Raw genomic sequence first — 20231 nt, forward strand, 5'->3', positions numbered from 1 at the left:
ATATCTTAGTAGATTATTTAGAGTATAAAACCGTAAATTTTGACATGAATGGGGTCACTACCCCATCTTCAGTGACTGAAGCGTGATACTCCTGCCGGATTGGCTTGGCTATTCTTTCCGGAATTTCATAGAAATCAAAAATGCATTCCAGTATATCATCTGGATATTCTGATTTATCAATCTTGACCACTACTTCACATAAATTATTTATTACAGTTTTTTCATGAATCAGAGGTAATAATTTTTCATTAAATAATGTAAATGAACTCTGGCTGTTATTAACAGGCAACGTTATATAGAGCGGTGGCTCGAACAGATTAAAGAAAGTCAGAGGAGCTGTTTTTGTTATTTCTGGATGCGTGAGGAAGAGATGCCTGCCAGTAAGGTGGGTTTCCCATCTGTCATGATAATTCATCCCCGAGTATGAATAGAAATCAGGGATGGATTTTTTCTGGTCTGAAGGAGGCAGTCTCAATTGCTCTGCTACAAATTTACTGAGAGGTAGAGGTAGCTTATAGGCTCGAAAAATACAACCCATAATGTCAAGCCATATCGATTTATTTTCAGGCAATACGAAGCATAGTTCCACATAACTCAAATACCAATGCTTATAATCTAATTAATCAGCCAAATACAACTATAGACTTTCTATAAGCTTTCAGTACCGCGCTTCCTTTCTTCTATGCATAATTAAATACAATCCAGGTAAAAGCGCTTAGCTTACAAGACACTTTAAAATTTAACAAACAAATTTCAATCATTTATCTGAAAATCATCATTATTAAATAACGGCGTTTCATTAATCTCTAAATCTTTTGTTTTTACTGCTACATTTGCAGATGGACAGTAATAGGCCTTAGCGGTTATAGAATGTATATAAATAGTGGTTAAATTTTTTGAGCCCCTTACATATCTTATAGCATACCCCTTTGAGTTATGGGTTAAAAGAACAATAACATTAGCGCCTAACCTTGCTCCTTCATTTCTAAGAAAATTATTATCATCCTTTCTTAATTCACGTAGTGAAGATTTTATATCTACCAATTCGTGCACATTCGGATTTTCAATGGTCCCTAAAAATCTACAATTTTTTGTAGGATAGGAAAAATACAAATTAACTTTTTCCGCACCTGAATTCATTTTCCTTATTCCTGCGCAACTAGCGATGATAGAAAGAATTACAAAACCAAGCAATGAGTAAATTATTTTCATATTTATAATCCATTAGTGTAGAAATTTTTCCGTTGAAATATTTAAAATTAATCACAATTAAATATATTTTTTTTAAATTCAAAAAAATAATATTATTGAATAATTTTATAAATAAGACTTTAATACCATAATTGAGCATTAATTTCATTTTAAAGCATATTAGATAATTGCAAAAATACTTACCTAAAGCGTTAAATGGGACTATCAATAAAACAGCTTGCCCCTGTTTCTTTTTACCACAGATTGAGTTTTGGTCAGATTTAAACAAGCAAATATTCACTTTAACATCTTGATTAACCTGCGATTTTATAAGTGGATTAGCTCCCTATTACAGGTACACACTCTATAAAAATAAATTTTAATAATAAAGAGCCAATGTTTTTATATGCCTCCTTTCGCTAAAATGAAATTTCTAAACTAGCTATACTTATTTTATAAAAAGATAAATGGAACGTAAGATGCTAGATAATGCCTATCCTAGTAAAAAAATAAAACAAGAAATTGAGCAATCCCTGTTAAATTCAATTGTAGAATTTTCATATGATGCCATCCCCTTGCAAGGTTATTACCAGTTGGAATCATAGCGCTGAACAACTATTTGGTTACTCTGCTAAAGAAATCATTGGAAAACCGTCTATCTTATTAATGCCACCAGAACGGGTTTATGAAGAAGCTATCTTTTTAAAACGAATTGCTTTTTGAGCACCTCAATTTTTCAGCCATTATTAAATAACAGAGATAAACTTTCTATAAGCTTTCAGTACTACTCTCCTTTCTTCTATGCATAATTAAATACAGTCCAGGTAAAACAAGTAAGGTCAAGAAAGTGGATGACAAAATACCTCCAATAACCACCGTTGCAAGTGGTCGTTGTACTTCGGAGCCTGCCCCGACATTAATGGCCATAGGCACAAAACCAAGACTTGCTACGAGAGCCGTCATTAAAATAGGTCTTAAACGCGTGAGTGCGCCTTGAACAATAGCATTGTGTAGGGCTTTTCCTTCCTCAATCAAACTGCGAATAAATGACACCATAACAACCCCATTTAATACCGCTACACCAGACAAGGCAATAAAACCTACGCCAGCTGAAATGGAAAAGGGAATGCCCCTCAACCAGAGTGCTATGATTCCTCCGGTTAATGCCAAAGGAACGCCAGAGAATATGAGTAATGCGGCACGCGCTGAACCAAAGGCCATAAATAAAAGACCTAAAATAAGTAATAAAGTAATCGGCACCACTACCATTAACCGCTCTTCTGCTGAAATAAGCTGCTCAAATGTGCCGCCATAATTTATCCAGGTGCCAGAAGGCAACTTAACGTTATCCCCAACCATGCGTTTAACTTCCTCAACAAAACCACCTAAATCACGTCCTCGAACGTTCGCGGTTACAACCACTCGGCGCTTACCATTCTCACGGCTAATTTGATTAGGACCATAGGAGAACGTTAATTTCGCCACCTCTTTTAGCGGAACGTAGTTAGGATTTGATTTGTTCGTATCAGCTTGTAGCGGTAAAGGGATGGGTAGTTCTTCTAAAATGCTAATATCTGTTCGCAGGGACTCAGGCAATCTCACTACAATATCAAAACGTTTATCGCCTTCGAATAACTGTCCTGCTTCTTTGCCACCCAAAGCAATTTGAATCACATTTTGGACATCGGCAATATTAAGCCCATAACGCTGAAGAGCCGCTGTGTTGGGAATGATGGATAATACCGGCAAACCACTGGCCTGCTCGATTTTAATGTCTGCAGCGCCTGGTATTTTTTGTAATACCCCCTTGATTTGCTTGGCTAAAACTAGCAATTGCTCGATATCATCACCAAAAATTTTTATCGCCAAATCACTTCTTACGCCAGAAATGAGCTCATTAAATCGCATTTGAATGGGTTGCGTAAATTCATAATTATTTCCTGGAATTTCTTTGACCGCAGTTTCCATTTCCTGAACCAGGACGGTTTTTGACTTGTTAGGATTAGGCCACTCAGAGCGAGACTTTAGCATAACAAAGGTATCTGCCACATTAGGAGGCATTGGATCGGTCGCTACTTCAGCCGTACCAATTTTACTAAACACCTCGCGAACCTCGGGGAATTGTTTAATGCGCTTTTCTAATGTGGCCTGCATTGCAATCGCTTGGGATAGACTTGTACCCGGCACACGCATGGCATGGAGTGCAATGTCTCCCTCATCAAGGCTTGGTATAAATTCTGCACCGATGCGTAAGAATAACAATAAGCTAAGCACTGTTATTATCATAGCGCCGCTAACCATTTTCCATGGATTATTCATGCTCCAGTTTAATAAAGGCTCATACCCTTTTTTAATAAAGCGGATAATGAAATTTTCTTTTTCCTCTATTCGACCACTAATAAATAGAGCAACCGCCGCGGGTACAAAGGTTAACGAAAGCACTAAGGCTGATAAAAGTGCCATAACGACGGTCATCGCCATCGGATGAAACATCTTGCCTTCAACACCTGATAAAGTAAAAATGGGCAAATAGACAACCGTTATAATCACTACACCAAAGATACTCGGGCGAATCACTTCAGCAGCGGCCACTGACGTTAAGTTAAATCGCTCCTCTTTAGTTAATACGCGCCCTAGTTCATGTTGCGCCAAACCAAATCGGCGTATACAATTTTCGATAATGATGACCGCGCCGTCCACAATTAAACCAAAGTCTAAGGCGCCCAAGCTCATTAAGTTGCCAGATACTCCTTGCGCTACCATACCGGTAATGGTCATGAGCATTGAAATAGGAATAACAGCTGCGGTAATTAAAGCGGCGCGAATGTTTCCCAGTAAGAGAAAGAGAATAACAATAACCAGCAAAGCCCCTTCCAATAAATTTTTCTCAACGGTCGCAATCGTTCTATCCACAAGCTTAGTTCGGTCATAAACAGGCTTTGCAATAACACCTTTGGGTAGACTGCGATTAATTTCTTCTAATTTGGTAGCCACTCGCACAGAGACTTCACGGCTGTTTTCACCAATAAGCATCATGGCAGTACCAAGCACCACTTCTTTACCATTTTGAGTGGCAGCTCCTGTCCTTAACGGTGAACCTAACCTAACATCCGCTACCTCGCCAATACGAATAATTACTTCATCCTTTTTCGCAACAATTATCTTCTTGATGTCTTCAATTGTTTTCACCTGCCCTGGTATTCTAATTAAATACTGTTCACCATTTTTTTCGATATAACCTGCGCCTATATTGGCATTGTTCTTTTCTAATGCTTGAAGAAGATCGCCAATCGTTAATTGATAAGCCAGTAATTTTTGTGGGTAGGGCATGACATGAAATTGCTTTTCATAGCCGCCGATGGAATTGACTTCAATGACGCCTTTAGTGTTGCGCAACTGCGGTAAGATAATCCATTTTTGCACCGTCAATAAATCCATCGGTGTATAAGCACTACCATCTTCTTTAACAGCCCCCGGGGTTGCTTCCACCGCGTACATGAAAATTTCGCCTAGTCCTGTAGCAATAGGCCCCATTTCAGGCTCTAAGCCCGAAGGCAATTGACTTTTGATTTGTTGTAGTCTTTCCGCGATTAATTGTCGGGCAAAATAAATATTAGTGCCTTCTTCAAACACCACCGTCACTTGTGAGAGTCCGTAACGAGACAGTGAGCGGGTATAATCCAGTTTAGGAATGCCTGCAAGGGCTGTTTCAATAGGATAGGTGATGCGCTGCTCCACTTCTAAGGGCGAATACCCTTCAGCCTCGGTATTAATTTGTACTTGCACATTGGTAATATCAGGGACGGCATCAATGGGTAATTTTTTAAAATTGTAGATACTAAATCCCATGAGACCGACAACAACTAACAATACAAACCAGCGATGCTGAATGGAAAAATTAATAATATGTTCTAACATAATCGTCCTGATTTAATGTTCATGCTCAGCACCTGACTTCTCAATATCAGCCTTAATTAGAAAACTATTGCTGACTACATAGCTTGTACCTGGTTTTAAACCACTTTTCACTTCCACCCATTGATTATCCTTTTCACCCAATTCCACCTGACGCATCTCATATTGATTTCCTACCTTAATAAAAATAACTGTCTCTTCTTTGACGTTTTGCAGCGCAGAAGTCTTCACCATTAATGAGACAGGTTTTTCCGCAATGAGTACATCGGCTCTAACAATGGTTCCGGGGCGCCATTCTCCAGCAGGATTTAAAATAGTGACAATGGCAATAACCGTTTGACTAAGTGGGTCAGTGGTAGGCAGAATCATGGTAATAGGAGCACTCACCTCCCTATCTTCTTCTTCGGAATGAATGGTGACCATTTGTCCTTCATTAATTTTACCTAAATCCCGCGGAAAAACATGAAGCTCGGCCCACACATTTGATAAATTAGCAATGGTAAAAAGGGTCTCCGTTCCCGCCACATTCCCAGGTGTGATATTTCGGTTAAGGATACGGCCATCGGTTGGCGCACGTACCTCATATTCTTTCAAACTCTCATTACTTTCAATTGTCGCTAATAAATCGCCTTTTTTAACCGAGTCCCCCCACTTAACAAATACACTTTTAACAACCCCTTGGAAACGTGCTCGAACTTCGGTGGTGGTATTGCGGTTAAGCGTAATACGACCATTGAGGTGGACATATTTTTTTATTACCCCAGACCCTGCTATTTTGACTTTAATACCTTCTTCTTGTGCTGCTTTGTCACTGAGTGTAATTCTGCCCTCATAGGATGAATAGCTCCAGCTGTAGCGTTTGTTTTCATAAATTGCATTAATGGTTACATCAAAGGAGTGGGGTTCTTGCACATCTTGATTACTGACTAAAGCATCCTGTTGAGGTGCAAAGGTAACAGTAGTAATGTCTCCTTCAAGACGTTTTAATTTAACTGTAAGATTTACTTTAGACGGTGGGATAGCTTTGCCTTTCAATGAGGCATAAGCTTTAAATTTAGGTGCTTGGCCTGCTTCATCAATAACCAACTCTAACATGAAATCCTTATCCCGGAATAAACGACCCTTATTCGGACCGTGTTCTGCCTCGATGCTAGTACTTTTAGATAATGATTCCGTGGCAAACGTCAATCGGGCTGATAACCACCATATCGCACCTGCAATAAGGATTGCTGCGATGATTAAAAAATAATGGTACTTTTTCACACGAATTCCTTTTTTAATTTGTTATTTTCCTTGAGAGTTATCTCTCATCAATAGTCCCTGTATTTTAATAATTGCTTTATGGTAATCGGTATGTGCTTTGGTGTAATGTTCTTCTTCACGGTTAAGCATAAGCATCGCGTTATTGAGAATAAGGTAATTATAACGCCCCTGCTCAAACCCTTCCCGGGCTAATTCAACTGCTTTCCTAGCATTAGGCAACATCCTCGATGTAATTTTTTGTACCTCTTCTTTAAATTGCAAGCCATCTAAAAAAGTCCCGTATAAATTAGTCTCTAAGTTTAACTTTAATTGGTGTAAATCCTTAATTGTCTCACTCTGTTTTGCACGTGCTGAATAGACATTTCCTTGATTTTGATTAAAAATTGGAATGGGCGCTGCAGCTGAAACCACGGCAGCCTTTTGATGGTTTAGCTGAAAATGACGAAATCCTACTTGCAGATTTAAATCAGGCCAGACTTGCTTAGCAGCGGCAGTAATGCGCGACCCCATCGCCTTAACCAAGGCCATTTGTGCTTTAATCAGATTGCTTGTCAGAATGCGTTTTTTAATGGAGGCCCAGGTGTCTAATTGGTGAGAGAGACCTTTTTCAATTAAAACACGTGTGCTAAGTCCCCTGACGCCAATTAAATTAGATAAAGCAATTTTAGTTTTTAACTCATTCCGACGTGCTCTATCAAAAACAATAATCGCTTCATCAAGGGCTATTTCAGCTAATCTCAAATCAACTTCGGAATTAGCGCCTATCTCTAATCGTTTTTTAATGCTTAAAACTACTAATTCATTGAGTTTCACAAGACGTTTGGAGGCATGAGTCCAATATTGGGCGTAAAAAGCATCCACATAAGCATTACCTACATCGATATATAGAGAGGCGCGGGTTGCTGCTAATTTTAAGCAGGCCGCTAAAAATTCCATTTTTGCAGCTTGTCTTTGATAATATAACCGGTTTCCTAAGGGGATGGGTTGCTCAATTAAAATGGTTGTATCAGTACCTGTAAATCCTGATTCAAGGCTAGAAGGGGTCCCAATATTTTCAACCTGTATCGCTACAGAGGGGTTAGGATATAACCCTGATTGAATAAATTGCCCCTTAGCTTGTTCAACGATAGCCGCTTGGGCTTGTAAAGTAGGATTGTTTCTATAAGCCAATGTTAATGCCTGATGGAATGTTAGCGTGCTTGCTTGAGCTACTAATGTATTCATCAGCAAAAATACAAAAAACCAATAGTTACAGGGCATTCAATTAATCCTTTAATCATTAAACTATATGAGCTTAGCGCTTAGATACCTACTTACCACTAAAGGTCAATAATCGCAACCCATTGGCAACCACCAGGAGGCTCGCACCCATATCGGCAAATACAGCCATCCATAAGGTAGCCAAACCCGCTAAAGCCAAACCAAAAAAAATAATTTTAACGACAATAGACAAACTAATATTTTGGAACAACACAGTTGCTGTTTTACGGCTTAACTCAATAAATTGGGGCAACTTAACTAAGTTATCATTCATAATAGCAATATCAGCAGTTTCTAATGCAATATCAGTTCCCTTTCCCATTGCAAAACCTATTGTCGCTTTGGCAAGTGCTGGTGCATCATTAATGCCATCACCTACCATGCCTACCTCACCATAACGCTTAATTAACTCATCAATGGCTTTAAGTTTATCAGCAGGTAATACATTGGCCCGAACTTCATCTATCCCCACTTCAGTGGCAATGGCTTGCGCTGTGGTTGCATTATCACCTGTTAACATGCACGTTTTAATACCTTGTTGATGCAATGACTTGATAGCCAATTGGCTGGTAGGACGCAGGGTATCGGCTACAGCAAAAATGGCTAATACGCGCTCTGAATTACTTAAAATGATGGTGGTTTGTCCTGTTTGCTCAAGGGCTTTAAGCTGTGCTTCAATTGTGGAATTACACACCTGATTGTCTTCAGCTAATTGATGGTTACCAACATAATACCGCACATCGGCTATTAAGCCCGTTACTCCACGACCAGGAAGGGCTTTAAAATCGGTGACTGAAAGTAATGAATCTGCTGGTTGCTGTTTTTGCCATTGTTTAACAATGGCCTGAGCAATAGGATGCTCCGAGTGCTCATCTAGACTGGCTGCAAGCTGCAGCACATTCACGCCTGGGTCGCTTAGTTGAATCAATTTTGTAACCACGGGCCTGCCTTCAGTAAGGGTTCCTGTTTTATCCAGCGCAATCGCTTTTAAACGATGCCCTTGTTCAAGGTAGGATCCCCCTTTGATAAGAATACCGTGTTTAGCAGCAGCGGCTAAACCACTAACAACTGTCACAGGCGTTGAAATAACTAATGCGCAGGGGCAAGCAATGACGAGCAAGGTCAACGCTTTATAAAGCCACAATGACCATGCACCTCCCCAAAAAACAGGCGGAAGAAAAGCGACCAAAATAGCAATTACAATCATCAGCGGGGTATAGTAATTGGCAAATTGATCAACAAAACGCTGAGTAGGCGCACGCTCTGCTTGGGCCTGCGCAATGGTTTTTCCAATTTTTGCAAGAACGGTATCGCCAGCTACCACAGTAACACTAAATTGAAATGAGCCATGTTCGTTAAGAGTTCCAGCGTAGACTTTATCGCCGACCTCTTTATCAATAGGCATGGATTCACCAGTAATTGGTGCTTGATTGACACTGCTTTTTCCTAGAATGATTTCCCCATCTAAAGGAATCCGCTCACCCGGTTTTACCCAGATTACCTCACCTAATGCAACTTGATTGACGGGCATACTCTGCCAACTACCATCAGCCACTTTAACAGTCGCCACATCGGGCGCAATTTCCATCAATTTTCGAATAGCCTCTCGTGCCTTGTCCAATGAATACACTTCAATTCGTTCAGCAAGCGCAAATAAAACGGTCACCATAGCAGCTTCTGGCCACTCGCCAATGAGCACAGCCCCGGTAATGGCTATCAGCATCAAACTACTAATATTCAGTGTTTTGGTGCTAAGGGCTAACCACCCTTTTTTAAGCGTGGTTTTCCCACTTAAGGCCATGGCAATGAGCGCAAGTACGGCAACCCACAGTGATTGTTCATTTGAAAGGCTATAAGCAATTATTTCGGCCATGAGAGCCAAAAACCCTGCAAATCCTATTATCCACCATGAGGGGTGTAAATTTTCTTCTAAGTGCTCTTTCTCCTGTTTTGTTTTTAATGTGGCTTTCATCCCAAGCGCCTCAATCTTTTTCACAAAAGACGCAGGCGTGTTTAAATAATGCTCAATGGTCACTTCTTGAGTGATAAAGTTAAAAATTAAATTTTCCACTTCTGGAATAGATTCTAATTGCCTTCGAATCAGTTTTTCTTCTGAGGGGCAATCTAATCCCGGAACGAATAAGGTTGTTATTGAGCTTTTCATATCATCTTTCCATTGTCATTACACTCTACTTCTTCTGTAAAATGACTAATCATATCAATTAAAATGCAACGGACATGCTCATCATCAATTTCATAAAAGATATGTTTCCCTTCTCGTTTTGCACACAATAATCGTGCTGAACGAAGGAGACGCAAATGATGACTAACCAGAGGTACGGAAAGGTGTAATTGTTCTGCTAAGTTGCTAACTGCTTGCGGTTTATCAAGGCAAACTAATAAGAGCTTTAACCGATTTGGTTCGCCCATTAATCGCAAAATATCTGCTATTGTTGCAATAATATTCTCTGAGGGCAGTTTCATATACTTTAACAGTTAAACAAGTGTTTAATTAAAAATTAGATAAAATTGTTTGACTTGTCAAGACATACTAAAAATAGGAGTAGACAATCTTGATAAAAACGAAAAGTTTAATTTAGCTTAAAATCATGACTTCATGCTCCTTTTGAAACGACAGGGCTCCCTCCCTCCTTGTTGACGTCTATTATGTACTACACCTACAATTAAAAGAACACTTTTTTAATTTGGCTACTTAATGGATGAGAGAAGACAGTTTTTTAGGATTAAAAACAAAGGAGATATCCTGGCTCGATATGAAACCCATGCTTTAGAGGTTATCGATATTTCTTCTTCGGGTGTGGCAGTAATTAAAGCAAATATTCAGCTTCCAGAAAGTGGAATTATCGAGTTTAATATTCATAATTTTTTACAAAAAATTAAATATGAGATCTTAAAGATAGAAAATAACACGATGGTTCTTGTTTTTAAAGACGAAGAAGATATTGGTAAACTTTTTTTAATGTTAAAACATCTCAGAGATAATCATAGATAATGATATTGCTCTATTTGTTCTTGTAGCCATTTTTTACAGGATGTTTCATTTAGAATACTATAAAAATTTTTGTTTAATGCGCCTCTAAGAATGAAATTTTTAGATACCCGGAGGTCTTGTGATTCATGTTTTGTTAGGAATAATTAATGGATAAAAAGGTTAATCCCAATAGGCTAGGCGTTTCAAGAGAAAAATCACTTTGGTGGGCTCTTTTATTAACGGGTGGTTTTCTGATTGCTGAGGTAATAGGGGGTATTCTGACTGGCAGTCTTGCATTAATATCAGATGCGGCGCATATGTTAACCGATGTTACCGCGTTAATTATTGCATTAATTGCTATTCGTGTGAGTAAACGCCCTGCTGATGCACGCCGTACCTTTGGTTACTATCGATTTGAAATTTTAGCAGCCGCATTTAATGCCGCTCTTCTCTTTGTAGTTGCTCTTTATATTATATATGAAGCATATCAGCGCCTAAAACAACCTCCAGAAATTTATTCCATGGGTATGTTAATTATTGCCAGTATTGGTTTAATTGTTAATTTAGCGTCGATGTATTTATTATCGCATGACAAAGATAAAAATTTAAATTTGAAAAGTGCTTATCTTGAGGTCTGGAGTGATATGTTAGGCTCAATAGGGGTTATCATCGCAGCACTTCTAATTCGCTTTACTGGTTGGGGCTGGGTGGACTCAGCTATCGCTGTTTTAATTGGGTTCTGGGTGCTACCCCGCACATGGATACTTCTCAAAGAAACTATCAACATACTTTTAGAAGGGGTACCAGAAGGAGTAGATTTTAATAAAATTAAGTCTCGAATAATGTCTACAAAGGGTGTCTCAGACGTACATGATTTACATATCTGGGCCATAACCAGCGATAAAATTAGTTTGACAGCCCACCTTGTCATTGGCTCAGGGTTTAAAGAGGAGTCGGTCAGGGAGGAGGTTCAGTCATTATTGTTGAGCCAATTTAAAATTTCCCATACTACCTTACAAACGGAATGTACAAAGACACTTTATCTATGCAGTCGAGTTAATAATACAGAATAAAAAGGGGGAAGACAGGATATGTATGCTACTAAGAGTTCCAAATAACTTATTGCACAGGTATCTTGTCTCCTCCCAAAATTTTGTTGCTATTGATTGGCTTTGCTTAAGGCGAGAACGCTTACCCTATCTTTGCGCAATAAAAAGGGGCACGAATTTACAGACAAAACTTATTTTAACAACAATACAGGCTAAAGTTTCATTGCTTAATGAGAAGGAGTATTAACAGTAGGCGCGCTTAACTATTACCAAGGATTTCAGTTTAAAACGGCAACACCTTTAGCAAAAAACGCACCTCCTAGCCAAACCTTAATAGTTAATTTAGAAGGCGACATGATGCGCTGCGTTTGAACAATAAATAAGCAGGCGTGGCCTGAGATTAATCCATTAAAAGTGAATAAATGGGTAGGAATGGTGTTTAACAACAAGACCATGGATGGATTTACATCGTCATGTATTTGAAGTCAATGAAATTGACGGAAAGCCAATTCACAATGGTCTTTTGTACGATATGGTTTTGGTGTTGCCTAACTCCATAGTTCAAGTACAATTTGCTACAGATAATCCAGTGTCATATGCTCTATTGTTAGGAAAGTAGCATGATGATGATTATGAGCTATGTTGCCATGCAACACTCGAAAATACTAAAAGTATAAAAAGATTTAAATAAAAGGAGAGTTAAGTAAAATGAAAAGAATCACTTACGCTATTTTATCCGTTGCATTGCAGGCCTTGATGGGGTGTAGCAATAATGTAGCTTTGCTGCCTGAGGCACAAAAAGTCACTGTTACTCAATCACATGCAGCGATTAAACATTGTAAAAATTTAGGCAAACTAATGGCCTCTGATGTTAATGGTGTGAGCCAAGCTTATCAGTCACATGAACATTTATATCAAGATGAATTGAACATCTTAAAAAATCAGACGGCTCAATTAGGTGGTAATACATTAGTCATTATTAGTGATAAAGCCACTTACGCAGGCAATCCTCAAACACATTTAGTGGATACGCATCGTTTAGAAGGTATCGCTTATCAATGCAGGTGATGAAAGGAAGTAGCTTTTAATGAGAATTAAACAGCGTCATTGTAGCAAACGTTACAAAGGTAATTAGACTTTGGTATTAAGATGCCATTCTTCTCATATTAATAAAAGCGTGATTTATTTTATGAATAAAGGTACTGTGGAAACAAATTTATTTGTACTGACACGTTTATCAAGTCCTTACACGTCTTATGATGGTGATAAAGCTCAAGCTGATTTACCTTTTATTATTTAATGGTTTATTCTGATGATTTTATACTCTCGCTTTTTAGGCGTTGTTTTTGTTTTACTTCTCTCTTTTTCTACTCTAGCGCAGCCACCTAAAACCTTTAGTGAGGCTAAAAAGCAAGCACGAATCGTTTTTGCATTTCAGCGCGAAACGCTCTATTGTAAATGTAAATTTGATGCCCGCTTACAAGTTGATTTAGCAGGCTGTAATATGCAATCAGCAGCCAAAATCAAACGAGCTTATCATGTTGAATATGAACATATGATGCCTGCTGAAAATTTTGGTAATCACTTCCAATGTTGGCGAGAGACCATCTGCATTAAGAAAAATGGTAAGCGCTATAAAGGCAGAAAATGCTGTGAAAGAAGTGATAAACAATTTAGACAAGCAGAAGCTGAGCTTTATAATTTATGGCCTGCTGTAGGCCTTGTTAATGGCGCACGTTCTAACTATCGTTACAGCATGTTAGAAAACCATACCCTCTTTTATAGCTGCCCTATTACGATTGATAAAAAATTACGTCGTGTTGAGCCTGCGGATTTTGCCAAAGGCATTGTGGCACGTGCTAATTTATTTATGGCGTATAAATATGACATCACCTTAAGCGAAGCACAGCGAACCCTTTTTATGGTGTGGGATAAGCAATTTCCGCCAACAGCGCAGGAGAAATGGTGGGCGCAAGCGGTCACTAAAATTGAGGGGTACACGAATCCTTATATTGTTAATCACGAAAACTATTAAATTGAACTCATTTAAAACAAATAAAAGCCATTGCTTTTATCAACAGTTTCTTTAAACTAACTGTTAATAACAAGTTTATATATTCATAATTAAGAGTTAGCAAAATGACCGACAAGATACACGGAAAAGTAAAATGGTTTAATGAAGACAAAGGGTTCGGATTTATCGAAAGTAGTGGCAAAGACTATTTTGTTCATTTTAGTGCGATTCAAACAGCCGGTTTTAAAACCTTAGGGGAAGGAAGTCGGGTTAGCTTTATAGTAAGCCAAGGCAAAAAAGGTTTGCAAGCTGAAGAAGTTGAGGTGATTTAATACCTAATAAAAATAATTAAAAAGAAGAAACTGCCATTAATCTATTTAGCACATTAACTAGTAAACTAAAAAAATACCTTCTAGATTCAACATTACTAAAAATACATAAACTATGAATGTAAATAGTCATCAATCGCCTCTTGCTCTTCTAACCTTAATTCACTTAATAGACCATACCAAACATCTTGCACAGAATTAAACTTCAATAATGTTATTTGTTCTTTTGACATAGGCTGCTTGATAAAAAAGGAGCCTTTGTCTTTATAAACTTTACTTAAAATAAGCCCATGCTCTTTTAACCAAGCTAAACCCATGCGACCCTCTTCTGGAAGTTGGCCTTTTTCAATTATAGCTAAGCTTTTATCAGGCCAGGATGACTGGCAAGTACCTTTATTAATAGAAAAAGCAAAACTCTTATCAGCATAATTACCGAAAATAAATTGCTCTGAACACCTAGACTCTTTGAAACAATGACTGATTTCATCCCAAGTATATATTGGCACTTTCTTTAAACTAATTAAGTCATACATATGCAATTTACAGTCAATTAATGATGACGCTGAAACATTAAAAAATTCCGTTAAAGCCTTAATGACTTTAGAGCTTGGCTTTTTAGTCACCCCCGATAAGATATGGTGTAAAGTTGGTTGAGGAATATGGATTTGTCTAGATAAACTAAGGGAATTTAGACTCTGCTCCCTCATTAGATACTTTAAGTTTTTGGCTAAATTACTAGAAGGCATTGCTGGGATATTGTTTTAAATTGATTGATAGTAATGCCAAAATAAATAAATGGATAGATAGTGCCTCCATAATAATAACAATACCACCTCCTACAAAGCCAGCTGTAAAACGACGAGAGAACTAATAAGATGGTATTTGAAAAACAGGACCCTGAATATTAACAGCTTAATGGTTCTTACTAATATTGTTGTTATGTTTGCAGGTATATGGCCTAAAAGTGTCTATAGTTACTATATTGTTTGCGCTTGGCGAACATATTTGAATGTGTAAAGCATGATTAATAATTCGAAGTTTAATGCAAATTGCAACTGAGATACTGCGAGTTAAAGAGAAATAACCAGTAACGAACCTTGCCCGTCGAAAAGAAATTGTCAGGAGCGATTTTTAACGTTAAACCTAGCAAGTATATTTCTCTTAATAGTATGGTGATGGAAAAGCAAAGCCAATGAAGCCCTATTACCAAGATTAAATAGGGATTTTACACTAAATATGATTAATACTTTTCGTTTTTTAGTGGTTGATAGCTCCTTAGTAGAGCGAATTATCATTCGTTCGCATTTATTAAAGCTAAATTATTCAGTAGATATGGCTTCAGATATTAAAACAGCATCTGAGCTTATTTTAATAAGGCCTTATAATTTTATACTACTAGATAAGTATTTAGATAACGATTTAGTTGTTATGAATTTATCACATACATAGAAAAACATTCAGAACTAAATCGCCAAATACCAACCATTATAATGACTTCTTCAACTTATAAAGAGGAAAAATATTCGAGCAAAGCATTTTATTTTGCCAAACCAATAAGTCAAAATAGTGTACTTAATTTAATTGATTTTTAAAAAAAATAAGTTGAAAGTACATGGAAAATACTTTTTTACTATTCACACTAGTTCGGAGATATTAATGAATAATATTAAATTTTGCATTTTGTGTTTTATTGGTATTTTCGTCTTAGGATTGACGGCTTGTACCACGCAACCAAGTCCAACATCTGCTGAACCCAGCAATACCTATGGTGATTTTGGTGGTGATGGCGGACATATTCACCAAAACAAAGAGAATATCTAAGTTAAATAAGTGCAAAGATACTAGTTAAACGCTATTTTAAAATATTAAGGGCTTTTCCTTTTATTGGTATATTCTTACATTAGGTCACCCAAGTAAATCATATTAGATGTCAAATAGCAGTTTTTAATAAACAAGGATAGACATGAACCGCACATTATTACTATTTTTATTATTCACAGGCTTACTTGTAGGATGTAGTAATCATAATGAACCTACACATCCTTCAGGAACCGGCGCACTTAATACTGGTTTTGGTGGCTCTGGAGGTCATGGAGGTCATGGAGGTCATGGAGGTCATGGAGGTCATTAATTATTTTGCTTTGGAGCTAGCAACATTAACTACTGACGCAAAAATTAAAAATTATTTAATCGAAATTCAAAAAAATAGGTAAACAAATTGCTTTAATAAGAAGTACAACCTTAGAGATAGATACGGCTATAAATTACAGGCCGCAAGTAAATAGCAGAAGATGGTAACTGTGTAGAGTAAGAGCGCATGTTTAGTGTTTATTATATAAATTCACTAGGATGATTAATATTTTTATAAGCAATTGCATATATCATTTTATTTCATACAAAAATAAAATGGGTTTGTTATTAATGGACTAAACATATAAACCATTGAAATGGAAGAGGTGATGGCAAAATATAATAAACCGGATTTCCGCTATGATAGAATTGCCTTTTTATTTGATGGCGGTGGCGCTTTAGGCGCATTTCAAGTAGGTGTTTATGAAGCATTATATAATGCTGGGTATTCCGTCAATTGGGTAAGTGGTATTTCTATTGGTGCAATTAATGCAGCCATTGTGGCAGGCAATAGGCCTGAATATCGGATTGATAAACTTAAAGAGTTTTGGCATAGAATCACCAGGCCTGATTATATCGCTTGGTGGGAGGTCTTTTTTCGTCAATTTGACTTCTCTCCCAGCTTAGTTAATGCTTGGCAAGCTCAATCTGCGCTATTTTATGGGCAACCAAGCTTTTTTCATCCTCGTTTGTTAAGCCCCTATTTCACCTATAATCAAACACCAGATAAAATTAGTTTCTATGAAACCGCACCACTGAGAGATACCCTCAATGAACTTATTGATTTTAAAATTCTCAATAGTGGCAATATACGTTTAACCTTATCAGCAGTGCAATTAAGTAATGGCCAACAAGTTCATTTTGATTCTAAATATCAAACTATTACCCTTGACCATATTATGGCAAGCAGTGCTCTTCCTCCAAGCTTTCCAGCTGTTAAAATTGATAAGGAATATTACTGGGATGGCGCTTTAGTCAATAATAGTTCCCTTGAGGTTATTTTAGATGATTTACCTAGAGTCAATACCTTGTGTTTCATGATGCAGCTTTTTGATCCGGAAGGAACCCTACCAAACTCCTTAGATAAAATTTTATTAAAGCAAAAGGATATAATCTATACAAGTAACTCCAATCGCGCCTTAAGAACTTTTTGTGAAGCATATGACATGCGACATATGATTAAAGAACTTTATAAAAATTTACCTGAGCCCCTTAAGAAAAAACCTCAATTTAAAAATATTTCCTTAATGGAAAAAGAATCTAAATTGGTATTTGTTAAATTTCATCGGCACGAGCAAGAAGCCGATTTAGCATCTAAGGACTATAATTTTTCAGCACAAGCCATTGCCCAGAATATTATCATGGGTTGTGAGCAAGCAACTAATGCCATTAAAAATGCCTTATGGAATAAAGCGGAGTCTTTTAAAGAAAATATTATTTTGTATGATATGTTTCCTCACGCGGTTGAGCAGAAAATATTTACTCACGGAAAAGAAATACATAAACAATATTATAAATAATACATTATTAGCGGTAAGTTAAATTAACAACTAGGAAGTTTATGAAGGAAAGGAGATTAAGTGAATCAAAACACTAAACAAGATGCAAGGGAGCGCTCACTTTGGCTGGCTCTTTTGTTAACGGGGAGCTTTCTTATTGCAGAGGTTGTGGGCGGCCTTATCACGGGCAGCCTTGCCTTAATATCTGATGCAGCCCACATGATGACTGATGTTACCGCATTAATTATTGCATTGATAGCGATTCGCATAGGAAAACGGGCTGCGGATGCTCGTCGTACTTTTGGCTATTATCGATTTGAAATTTTAGCTGCAGCTTTTAATGCAAGTCTTCTCTTTCTGGTTGCTCTTTATATTTTATTTGAAGCTTATCAACGATTAAAAAAGCCGCCTGAGATTTATTCCATGGGTATGTTAATCATAGCTTGTATAGGTTTAATAATTAATTTAGTCTCCATGTACTTATTAGCTCAAAATAAAGATAAAAATCTAAACCTTAGAAGTGCTTATTTTCACAGTTTGGAATTTCTCATACTACCTTACAAATTGAACGTGAAAAACATCTTAACAATGAAGGATTATGTAGTTTAAATACTAAAATTTAGTAGCTTCTTAAGGTTATAGTTTTGCTTCTTGGTTTGCCTCTTTTAAAATTTTAAAACCATATTTAATCCCTATTCCTGCCAGAACTACGCTGATAATTAAATCGGGAAGAGGAGATTGGAACACCATTACTAAAACACCCGATAAAACAATACCTAAATTAATCAACATATCATTACTTGTAAAAATGTAAGAAGCTCTCAGGTGAGCCCCTTCTTTTTGGTATGAGCGCAATAAGTATAGACAAACAAGATTGGAAAGAGAATTTATAATAGCTGTAATGATCATAGCAAACCCTATAGGTTCACTAATTCCACCAAACTTTTGTACTATTTCCACCATTAGTGCTAATCCAAGAATAATTAACAAAGATCCGGATAAACGAGCCGCTCTTGCTTTGGCCTGATGTGATTTTCCTACTGCATAAATAATAACAATATAAACACCTGCATCAGCAAGGTTATCAAGTGCCATTCCCAAAAGACCTTCTTTAAGGTACTACGTTCTGCTTTATTATGGTTTAATTCTTCTTCCATATCCTGCTCATAATTGTTTCTTTGCAGAAAATTTAACTATTCTCAAAGAGTAGTGCATCTGAAAAGTAATATAATTTTACTGCATTAAAAATTAATAACTAATCAAAGTTAATTAGCATTCATGATAACATTTCCAATTTCTGAAAAGATAATAATTCTTATGTCCTGGAGCCCACGGCTCTTCCTTTTACAATTGTTCAAAAATAAAATTAAGAAGTTAACTACCCTTCTCTGTCAATTTTTTTCAAATCACGCTTAAATTGAGTCGCTAATTCTAATTCAAGCATTATCTATAGAATCCCATACATCCTGCATTGTTTTAAACCGTTCACCTTTACCTGATTCTAGTTCTTTCATCGCATCACACGTTCGTTTATTTGGTATTTTTACTTCAAATGGAAGGCCATTTTGAAGGCATACCTGGCTATAAAATAAGCGAATCGCCTCGGCTGATGATAAACCTACTTTGTGTAAAATAGCCTCTGCTTCTAGTTTAAGAGCAGGCTCAATACGGGCATTAATTGTTGCTGCCTTATTCATCTTATGAACTCCAAAGATTTCTATAAGTAAATTGTATAACAAATGCGTTACATTTTAAATTTTCTCTGTTTTCAATATCATAAAAAAGTTACTGACTCGTGATATAGGCGTCTCGTAAAACGACCCTTTTTTGAGACTTTTTTAGCGCCCTACCCTGCCTTACCAAAAACCCTTATGCAGCACCACTTCTAATCATGGCTATATTTCTCAAATACCCGTATAATAAATCAAAGTATTGAAAACCCATCAAAAACAATAATAATTGAGAAAAAGTAATGTCACGCTTAATTGGCTATGCCCGCGTCAGTACCCTTGAGCAAAATTTAAACTTGCAAGTGGATGCCCTGCTAAAAGCAGGTTGTCAGAAAAATCTTATTTTTAAAGATAAAGTTTCCGGCTCCAAAACTGAGCGGCCTGGATTAAATCAATGTTTAGAAAATTTAACTTCTGGAGATGTATTAGTCGTTTGGCGTCTTGACCGATTAGGTCGCTCAATGGTGCATTTAGTAACGCTTATTGAAACGTTACGAGAAAAAGGGGTTGGTTTTAAATCATTATGTGATGGGGCGATTGATACGACCACTGCTTCTGGTGAGTTAGTCTTTAATATTTTTTCTTCCATGGCCCAGTTTGAACGACGACTCATTCAAGAGCGAACTCAAGCAGGGCTCTCTGCTGCGCGAGCAAGAGGCAGAAAAGGTGGACGCCCTAAAGTAGACGGCTCCAAAATTCAAGCTGCTAAGCGTATGCACCAAGATAAAGCCCTAGCCATTGCCGATATTTGTAAAGTTCTTAATATTTCGAAACCAACTTTGTATCGTTATTTATCAGATTAAAAACGTAAAGTAATTTTCACAGTTTTTTACTATTATTAATTTTAACTCACTGAAAA

At 37.2% G+C, this 20231-nt stretch carries 22 protein-coding genes; 12 read left to right on the top strand and 10 right to left on the bottom strand.

All coding sequences use genetic code 11. From position 1 onward, the window contains the following. Window positions 1–13: 13 nt before the first annotated feature. Together E1P04_RS14790 and E1P04_RS14795 are read right to left on the bottom strand one after the other, a co-directional pair. On the bottom strand, window positions 14–571 hold the full coding sequence (locus tag E1P04_RS14790; RefSeq protein ID WP_165482805.1) for a hypothetical protein: 558 nt from the start codon (window positions 569–571) through the stop codon (window positions 14–16). Window positions 572–753: 182 nt separating this feature from the next. Beyond that, window positions 754–1212, bottom strand: a complete 459-nt coding sequence (locus E1P04_RS14795) for a DUF4156 domain-containing protein (RefSeq protein ID WP_131783675.1) — start codon at window positions 1210–1212, stop codon at window positions 754–756. A 540-nt stretch (window positions 1213–1752) separates the two neighbouring features. Between E1P04_RS14795 and E1P04_RS14800 the strand changes: the two genes are divergently transcribed. After that, window positions 1753–1914, top strand: a complete 162-nt coding sequence (locus tag E1P04_RS14800) for a PAS domain-containing protein (RefSeq protein ID WP_131783676.1) — start codon at window positions 1753–1755, stop codon at window positions 1912–1914. Between the two features lie 45 nt (window positions 1915–1959). On the opposite strand, the gene E1P04_RS14805 is transcribed toward E1P04_RS14800, so the two are convergent. The 5 genes from E1P04_RS14805 to E1P04_RS14825 all read right to left on the bottom strand — a co-directional run bounded on the left by E1P04_RS14805 (window position 1960) and on the right by E1P04_RS14825 (window position 10113). After that, window positions 1960–5109, bottom strand: coding sequence for an efflux RND transporter permease subunit (locus tag E1P04_RS14805; protein ID WP_131783677.1), 3150 nt, complete (start codon window positions 5107–5109; stop codon window positions 1960–1962). Between the two features lie 12 nt (window positions 5110–5121). Then, on the bottom strand, window positions 5122–6369 hold the full coding sequence (locus tag E1P04_RS14810) for an efflux RND transporter periplasmic adaptor subunit (protein ID WP_131783678.1): 1248 nt from the start codon (window positions 6367–6369) through the stop codon (window positions 5122–5124). A 21-nt stretch (window positions 6370–6390) separates the two neighbouring features. Next, window positions 6391–7593, bottom strand: coding sequence for a TolC family protein (locus E1P04_RS14815; protein ID WP_165482806.1), 1203 nt, complete (start codon window positions 7591–7593; stop codon window positions 6391–6393). A gap of 85 nt (window positions 7594–7678) precedes the next feature. After that, complete coding sequence (locus E1P04_RS14820) at window positions 7679–9793, bottom strand: heavy metal translocating P-type ATPase (RefSeq protein ID WP_115332995.1); 2115 nt, start codon at window positions 9791–9793, stop codon at window positions 7679–7681. Next, on the bottom strand, window positions 9790–10113 hold the full coding sequence (locus tag E1P04_RS14825; protein ID WP_427853479.1) for an ArsR/SmtB family transcription factor: 324 nt from the start codon (window positions 10111–10113) through the stop codon (window positions 9790–9792). Before E1P04_RS14825 ends, E1P04_RS14820 begins: the two co-directional genes overlap by 4 nt. Before the next feature lie 232 nt (window positions 10114–10345). On the opposite strand from E1P04_RS14825, the gene E1P04_RS14830 reads away from it, so the two are divergent. From E1P04_RS14830 to E1P04_RS14850, 5 genes are all read left to right on the top strand, one after another. Next, entirely contained in the window at window positions 10346–10642 is a 297-nt protein-coding gene (locus E1P04_RS14830) for a PilZ-like domain-containing protein (RefSeq protein ID WP_131783680.1), read from the top strand. Between the two features lie 146 nt (window positions 10643–10788). Further along, window positions 10789–11694, top strand: coding sequence for a cation diffusion facilitator family transporter (locus E1P04_RS14835; protein ID WP_131783681.1), 906 nt, complete (start codon window positions 10789–10791; stop codon window positions 11692–11694). A gap of 684 nt (window positions 11695–12378) precedes the next feature. Continuing rightward, complete coding sequence (locus E1P04_RS14840) at window positions 12379–12738, top strand: DUF4156 domain-containing protein (RefSeq protein ID WP_115332998.1); 360 nt, start codon at window positions 12379–12381, stop codon at window positions 12736–12738. 244 nt (window positions 12739–12982) lie between these two features. Then, on the top strand, window positions 12983–13705 hold the full coding sequence (locus E1P04_RS14845; RefSeq protein ID WP_131783682.1) for an endonuclease: 723 nt from the start codon (window positions 12983–12985) through the stop codon (window positions 13703–13705). Between the two features lie 104 nt (window positions 13706–13809). Further along, a complete protein-coding gene (locus E1P04_RS14850; protein WP_115333000.1) occupies window positions 13810–14016 on the top strand; it encodes a cold-shock protein in 207 nt (68 codons plus the stop codon). 110 nt (window positions 14017–14126) lie between these two features. Here the strand turns inward: E1P04_RS14850 and E1P04_RS14855 are convergent, their stop codons facing one another. Next, window positions 14127–14720 carry a hypothetical protein gene (locus tag E1P04_RS14855; protein ID WP_160116251.1) on the bottom strand — a complete coding sequence of 198 codons (594 nt, stop codon included), beginning with the start codon at window positions 14718–14720 and terminating at the stop codon, window positions 14127–14129. A gap of 529 nt (window positions 14721–15249) precedes the next feature. Between E1P04_RS14855 and E1P04_RS14860 the strand changes: the two genes are divergently transcribed. From E1P04_RS14860 to E1P04_RS14875, 5 genes are all read left to right on the top strand, one after another. Beyond that, complete coding sequence (locus E1P04_RS14860) at window positions 15250–15462, top strand: response regulator transcription factor (RefSeq protein ID WP_115333002.1); 213 nt, start codon at window positions 15250–15252, stop codon at window positions 15460–15462. 207 nt (window positions 15463–15669) lie between these two features. Continuing rightward, window positions 15670–15834, top strand: coding sequence for a hypothetical protein (locus E1P04_RS14865; protein WP_165482176.1), 165 nt, complete (start codon window positions 15670–15672; stop codon window positions 15832–15834). 142 nt (window positions 15835–15976) lie between these two features. Continuing rightward, the gene (locus E1P04_RS17725) at window positions 15977–16144 is read left to right on the top strand and encodes a hypothetical protein (RefSeq protein WP_165482807.1); all 168 of its coding nucleotides are present in this window, start codon (window positions 15977–15979) and stop codon (window positions 16142–16144) included. Window positions 16145–16472: 328 nt separating this feature from the next. After that, complete coding sequence (locus tag E1P04_RS14870) at window positions 16473–17663, top strand: patatin-like phospholipase family protein (protein ID WP_115332909.1); 1191 nt, start codon at window positions 16473–16475, stop codon at window positions 17661–17663. Between the two features lie 60 nt (window positions 17664–17723). Then, complete coding sequence (locus tag E1P04_RS14875) at window positions 17724–18251, top strand: cation diffusion facilitator family transporter (RefSeq protein WP_278043148.1); 528 nt, start codon at window positions 17724–17726, stop codon at window positions 18249–18251. 27 nt (window positions 18252–18278) lie between these two features. Here E1P04_RS14875 and E1P04_RS14880 read toward each other — a convergent pair whose 3' ends face one another. Together E1P04_RS14880 and E1P04_RS14885 are read right to left on the bottom strand one after the other, a co-directional pair. Continuing rightward, complete coding sequence (locus E1P04_RS14880) at window positions 18279–18737, bottom strand: cation efflux transmembrane domain-containing protein (protein ID WP_115332910.1); 459 nt, start codon at window positions 18735–18737, stop codon at window positions 18279–18281. A 341-nt stretch (window positions 18738–19078) separates the two neighbouring features. Continuing rightward, window positions 19079–19339, bottom strand: a complete 261-nt coding sequence (locus tag E1P04_RS14885) for a type II toxin-antitoxin system RelB/DinJ family antitoxin (protein WP_115332911.1) — start codon at window positions 19337–19339, stop codon at window positions 19079–19081. A gap of 275 nt (window positions 19340–19614) precedes the next feature. Here E1P04_RS14885 and E1P04_RS14890 point away from each other — a divergent pair, with 275 nt between their 5' ends. Then, window positions 19615–20175, top strand: coding sequence for a recombinase family protein (locus E1P04_RS14890; RefSeq protein ID WP_131783684.1), 561 nt, complete (start codon window positions 19615–19617; stop codon window positions 20173–20175). The last annotated feature ends 56 nt before the right edge of the window (window positions 20176–20231 follow it).

Origin of the sequence: Legionella gresilensis (genome assembly GCF_900639865.1) — a bacterium.
GTDB lineage: Bacteria > Pseudomonadota > Gammaproteobacteria > Legionellales > Legionellaceae > Legionella_C > Legionella_C gresilensis.

Coding starts and splice junctions, on each gene's coding strand:
- E1P04_RS14825 (WP_427853479.1), bottom strand. CDS start 10,113: ATGAAACTGCCCTCAGAGAATATTATTGCAACAATAGCAGATATTTTG.
- E1P04_RS14835 (WP_131783681.1), top strand. CDS start 10,789: ATGGATAAAAAGGTTAATCCCAATAGGCTAGGCGTTTCAAGAGAAAAA.
- E1P04_RS14855 (WP_160116251.1), bottom strand. CDS start 14,720: ATGAGGGAGCAGAGTCTAAATTCCCTTAGTTTATCTAGACAAATCCAT.
- E1P04_RS14820 (WP_115332995.1), bottom strand. CDS start 9,793: ATGAAAAGCTCAATAACAACCTTATTCGTTCCGGGATTAGATTGCCCC.
- E1P04_RS14845 (WP_131783682.1), top strand. CDS start 12,983: ATGATTTTATACTCTCGCTTTTTAGGCGTTGTTTTTGTTTTACTTCTC.
- E1P04_RS14850 (WP_115333000.1), top strand. CDS start 13,810: ATGACCGACAAGATACACGGAAAAGTAAAATGGTTTAATGAAGACAAA.
- E1P04_RS14870 (WP_115332909.1), top strand. CDS start 16,473: ATGGCAAAATATAATAAACCGGATTTCCGCTATGATAGAATTGCCTTT.
- E1P04_RS14830 (WP_131783680.1), top strand. CDS start 10,346: ATGGATGAGAGAAGACAGTTTTTTAGGATTAAAAACAAAGGAGATATC.
- E1P04_RS14795 (WP_131783675.1), bottom strand. CDS start 1,212: ATGAAAATAATTTACTCATTGCTTGGTTTTGTAATTCTTTCTATCATC.
- E1P04_RS14860 (WP_115333002.1), top strand. CDS start 15,250: ATGATTAATACTTTTCGTTTTTTAGTGGTTGATAGCTCCTTAGTAGAG.
- E1P04_RS14840 (WP_115332998.1), top strand. CDS start 12,379: ATGAAAAGAATCACTTACGCTATTTTATCCGTTGCATTGCAGGCCTTG.
- E1P04_RS14865 (WP_165482176.1), top strand. CDS start 15,670: ATGAATAATATTAAATTTTGCATTTTGTGTTTTATTGGTATTTTCGTC.
- E1P04_RS14890 (WP_131783684.1), top strand. CDS start 19,615: ATGTCACGCTTAATTGGCTATGCCCGCGTCAGTACCCTTGAGCAAAAT.
- E1P04_RS14885 (WP_115332911.1), bottom strand. CDS start 19,339: ATGAATAAGGCAGCAACAATTAATGCCCGTATTGAGCCTGCTCTTAAA.
- E1P04_RS14805 (WP_131783677.1), bottom strand. CDS start 5,109: ATGTTAGAACATATTATTAATTTTTCCATTCAGCATCGCTGGTTTGTA.
- E1P04_RS14880 (WP_115332910.1), bottom strand. CDS start 18,737: ATGGCACTTGATAACCTTGCTGATGCAGGTGTTTATATTGTTATTATT.
- E1P04_RS17725 (WP_165482807.1), top strand. CDS start 15,977: ATGAACCGCACATTATTACTATTTTTATTATTCACAGGCTTACTTGTA.
- E1P04_RS14800 (WP_131783676.1), top strand. CDS start 1,753: ATGATGCCATCCCCTTGCAAGGTTATTACCAGTTGGAATCATAGCGCT.
- E1P04_RS14815 (WP_165482806.1), bottom strand. CDS start 7,593: ATGAATACATTAGTAGCTCAAGCAAGCACGCTAACATTCCATCAGGCA.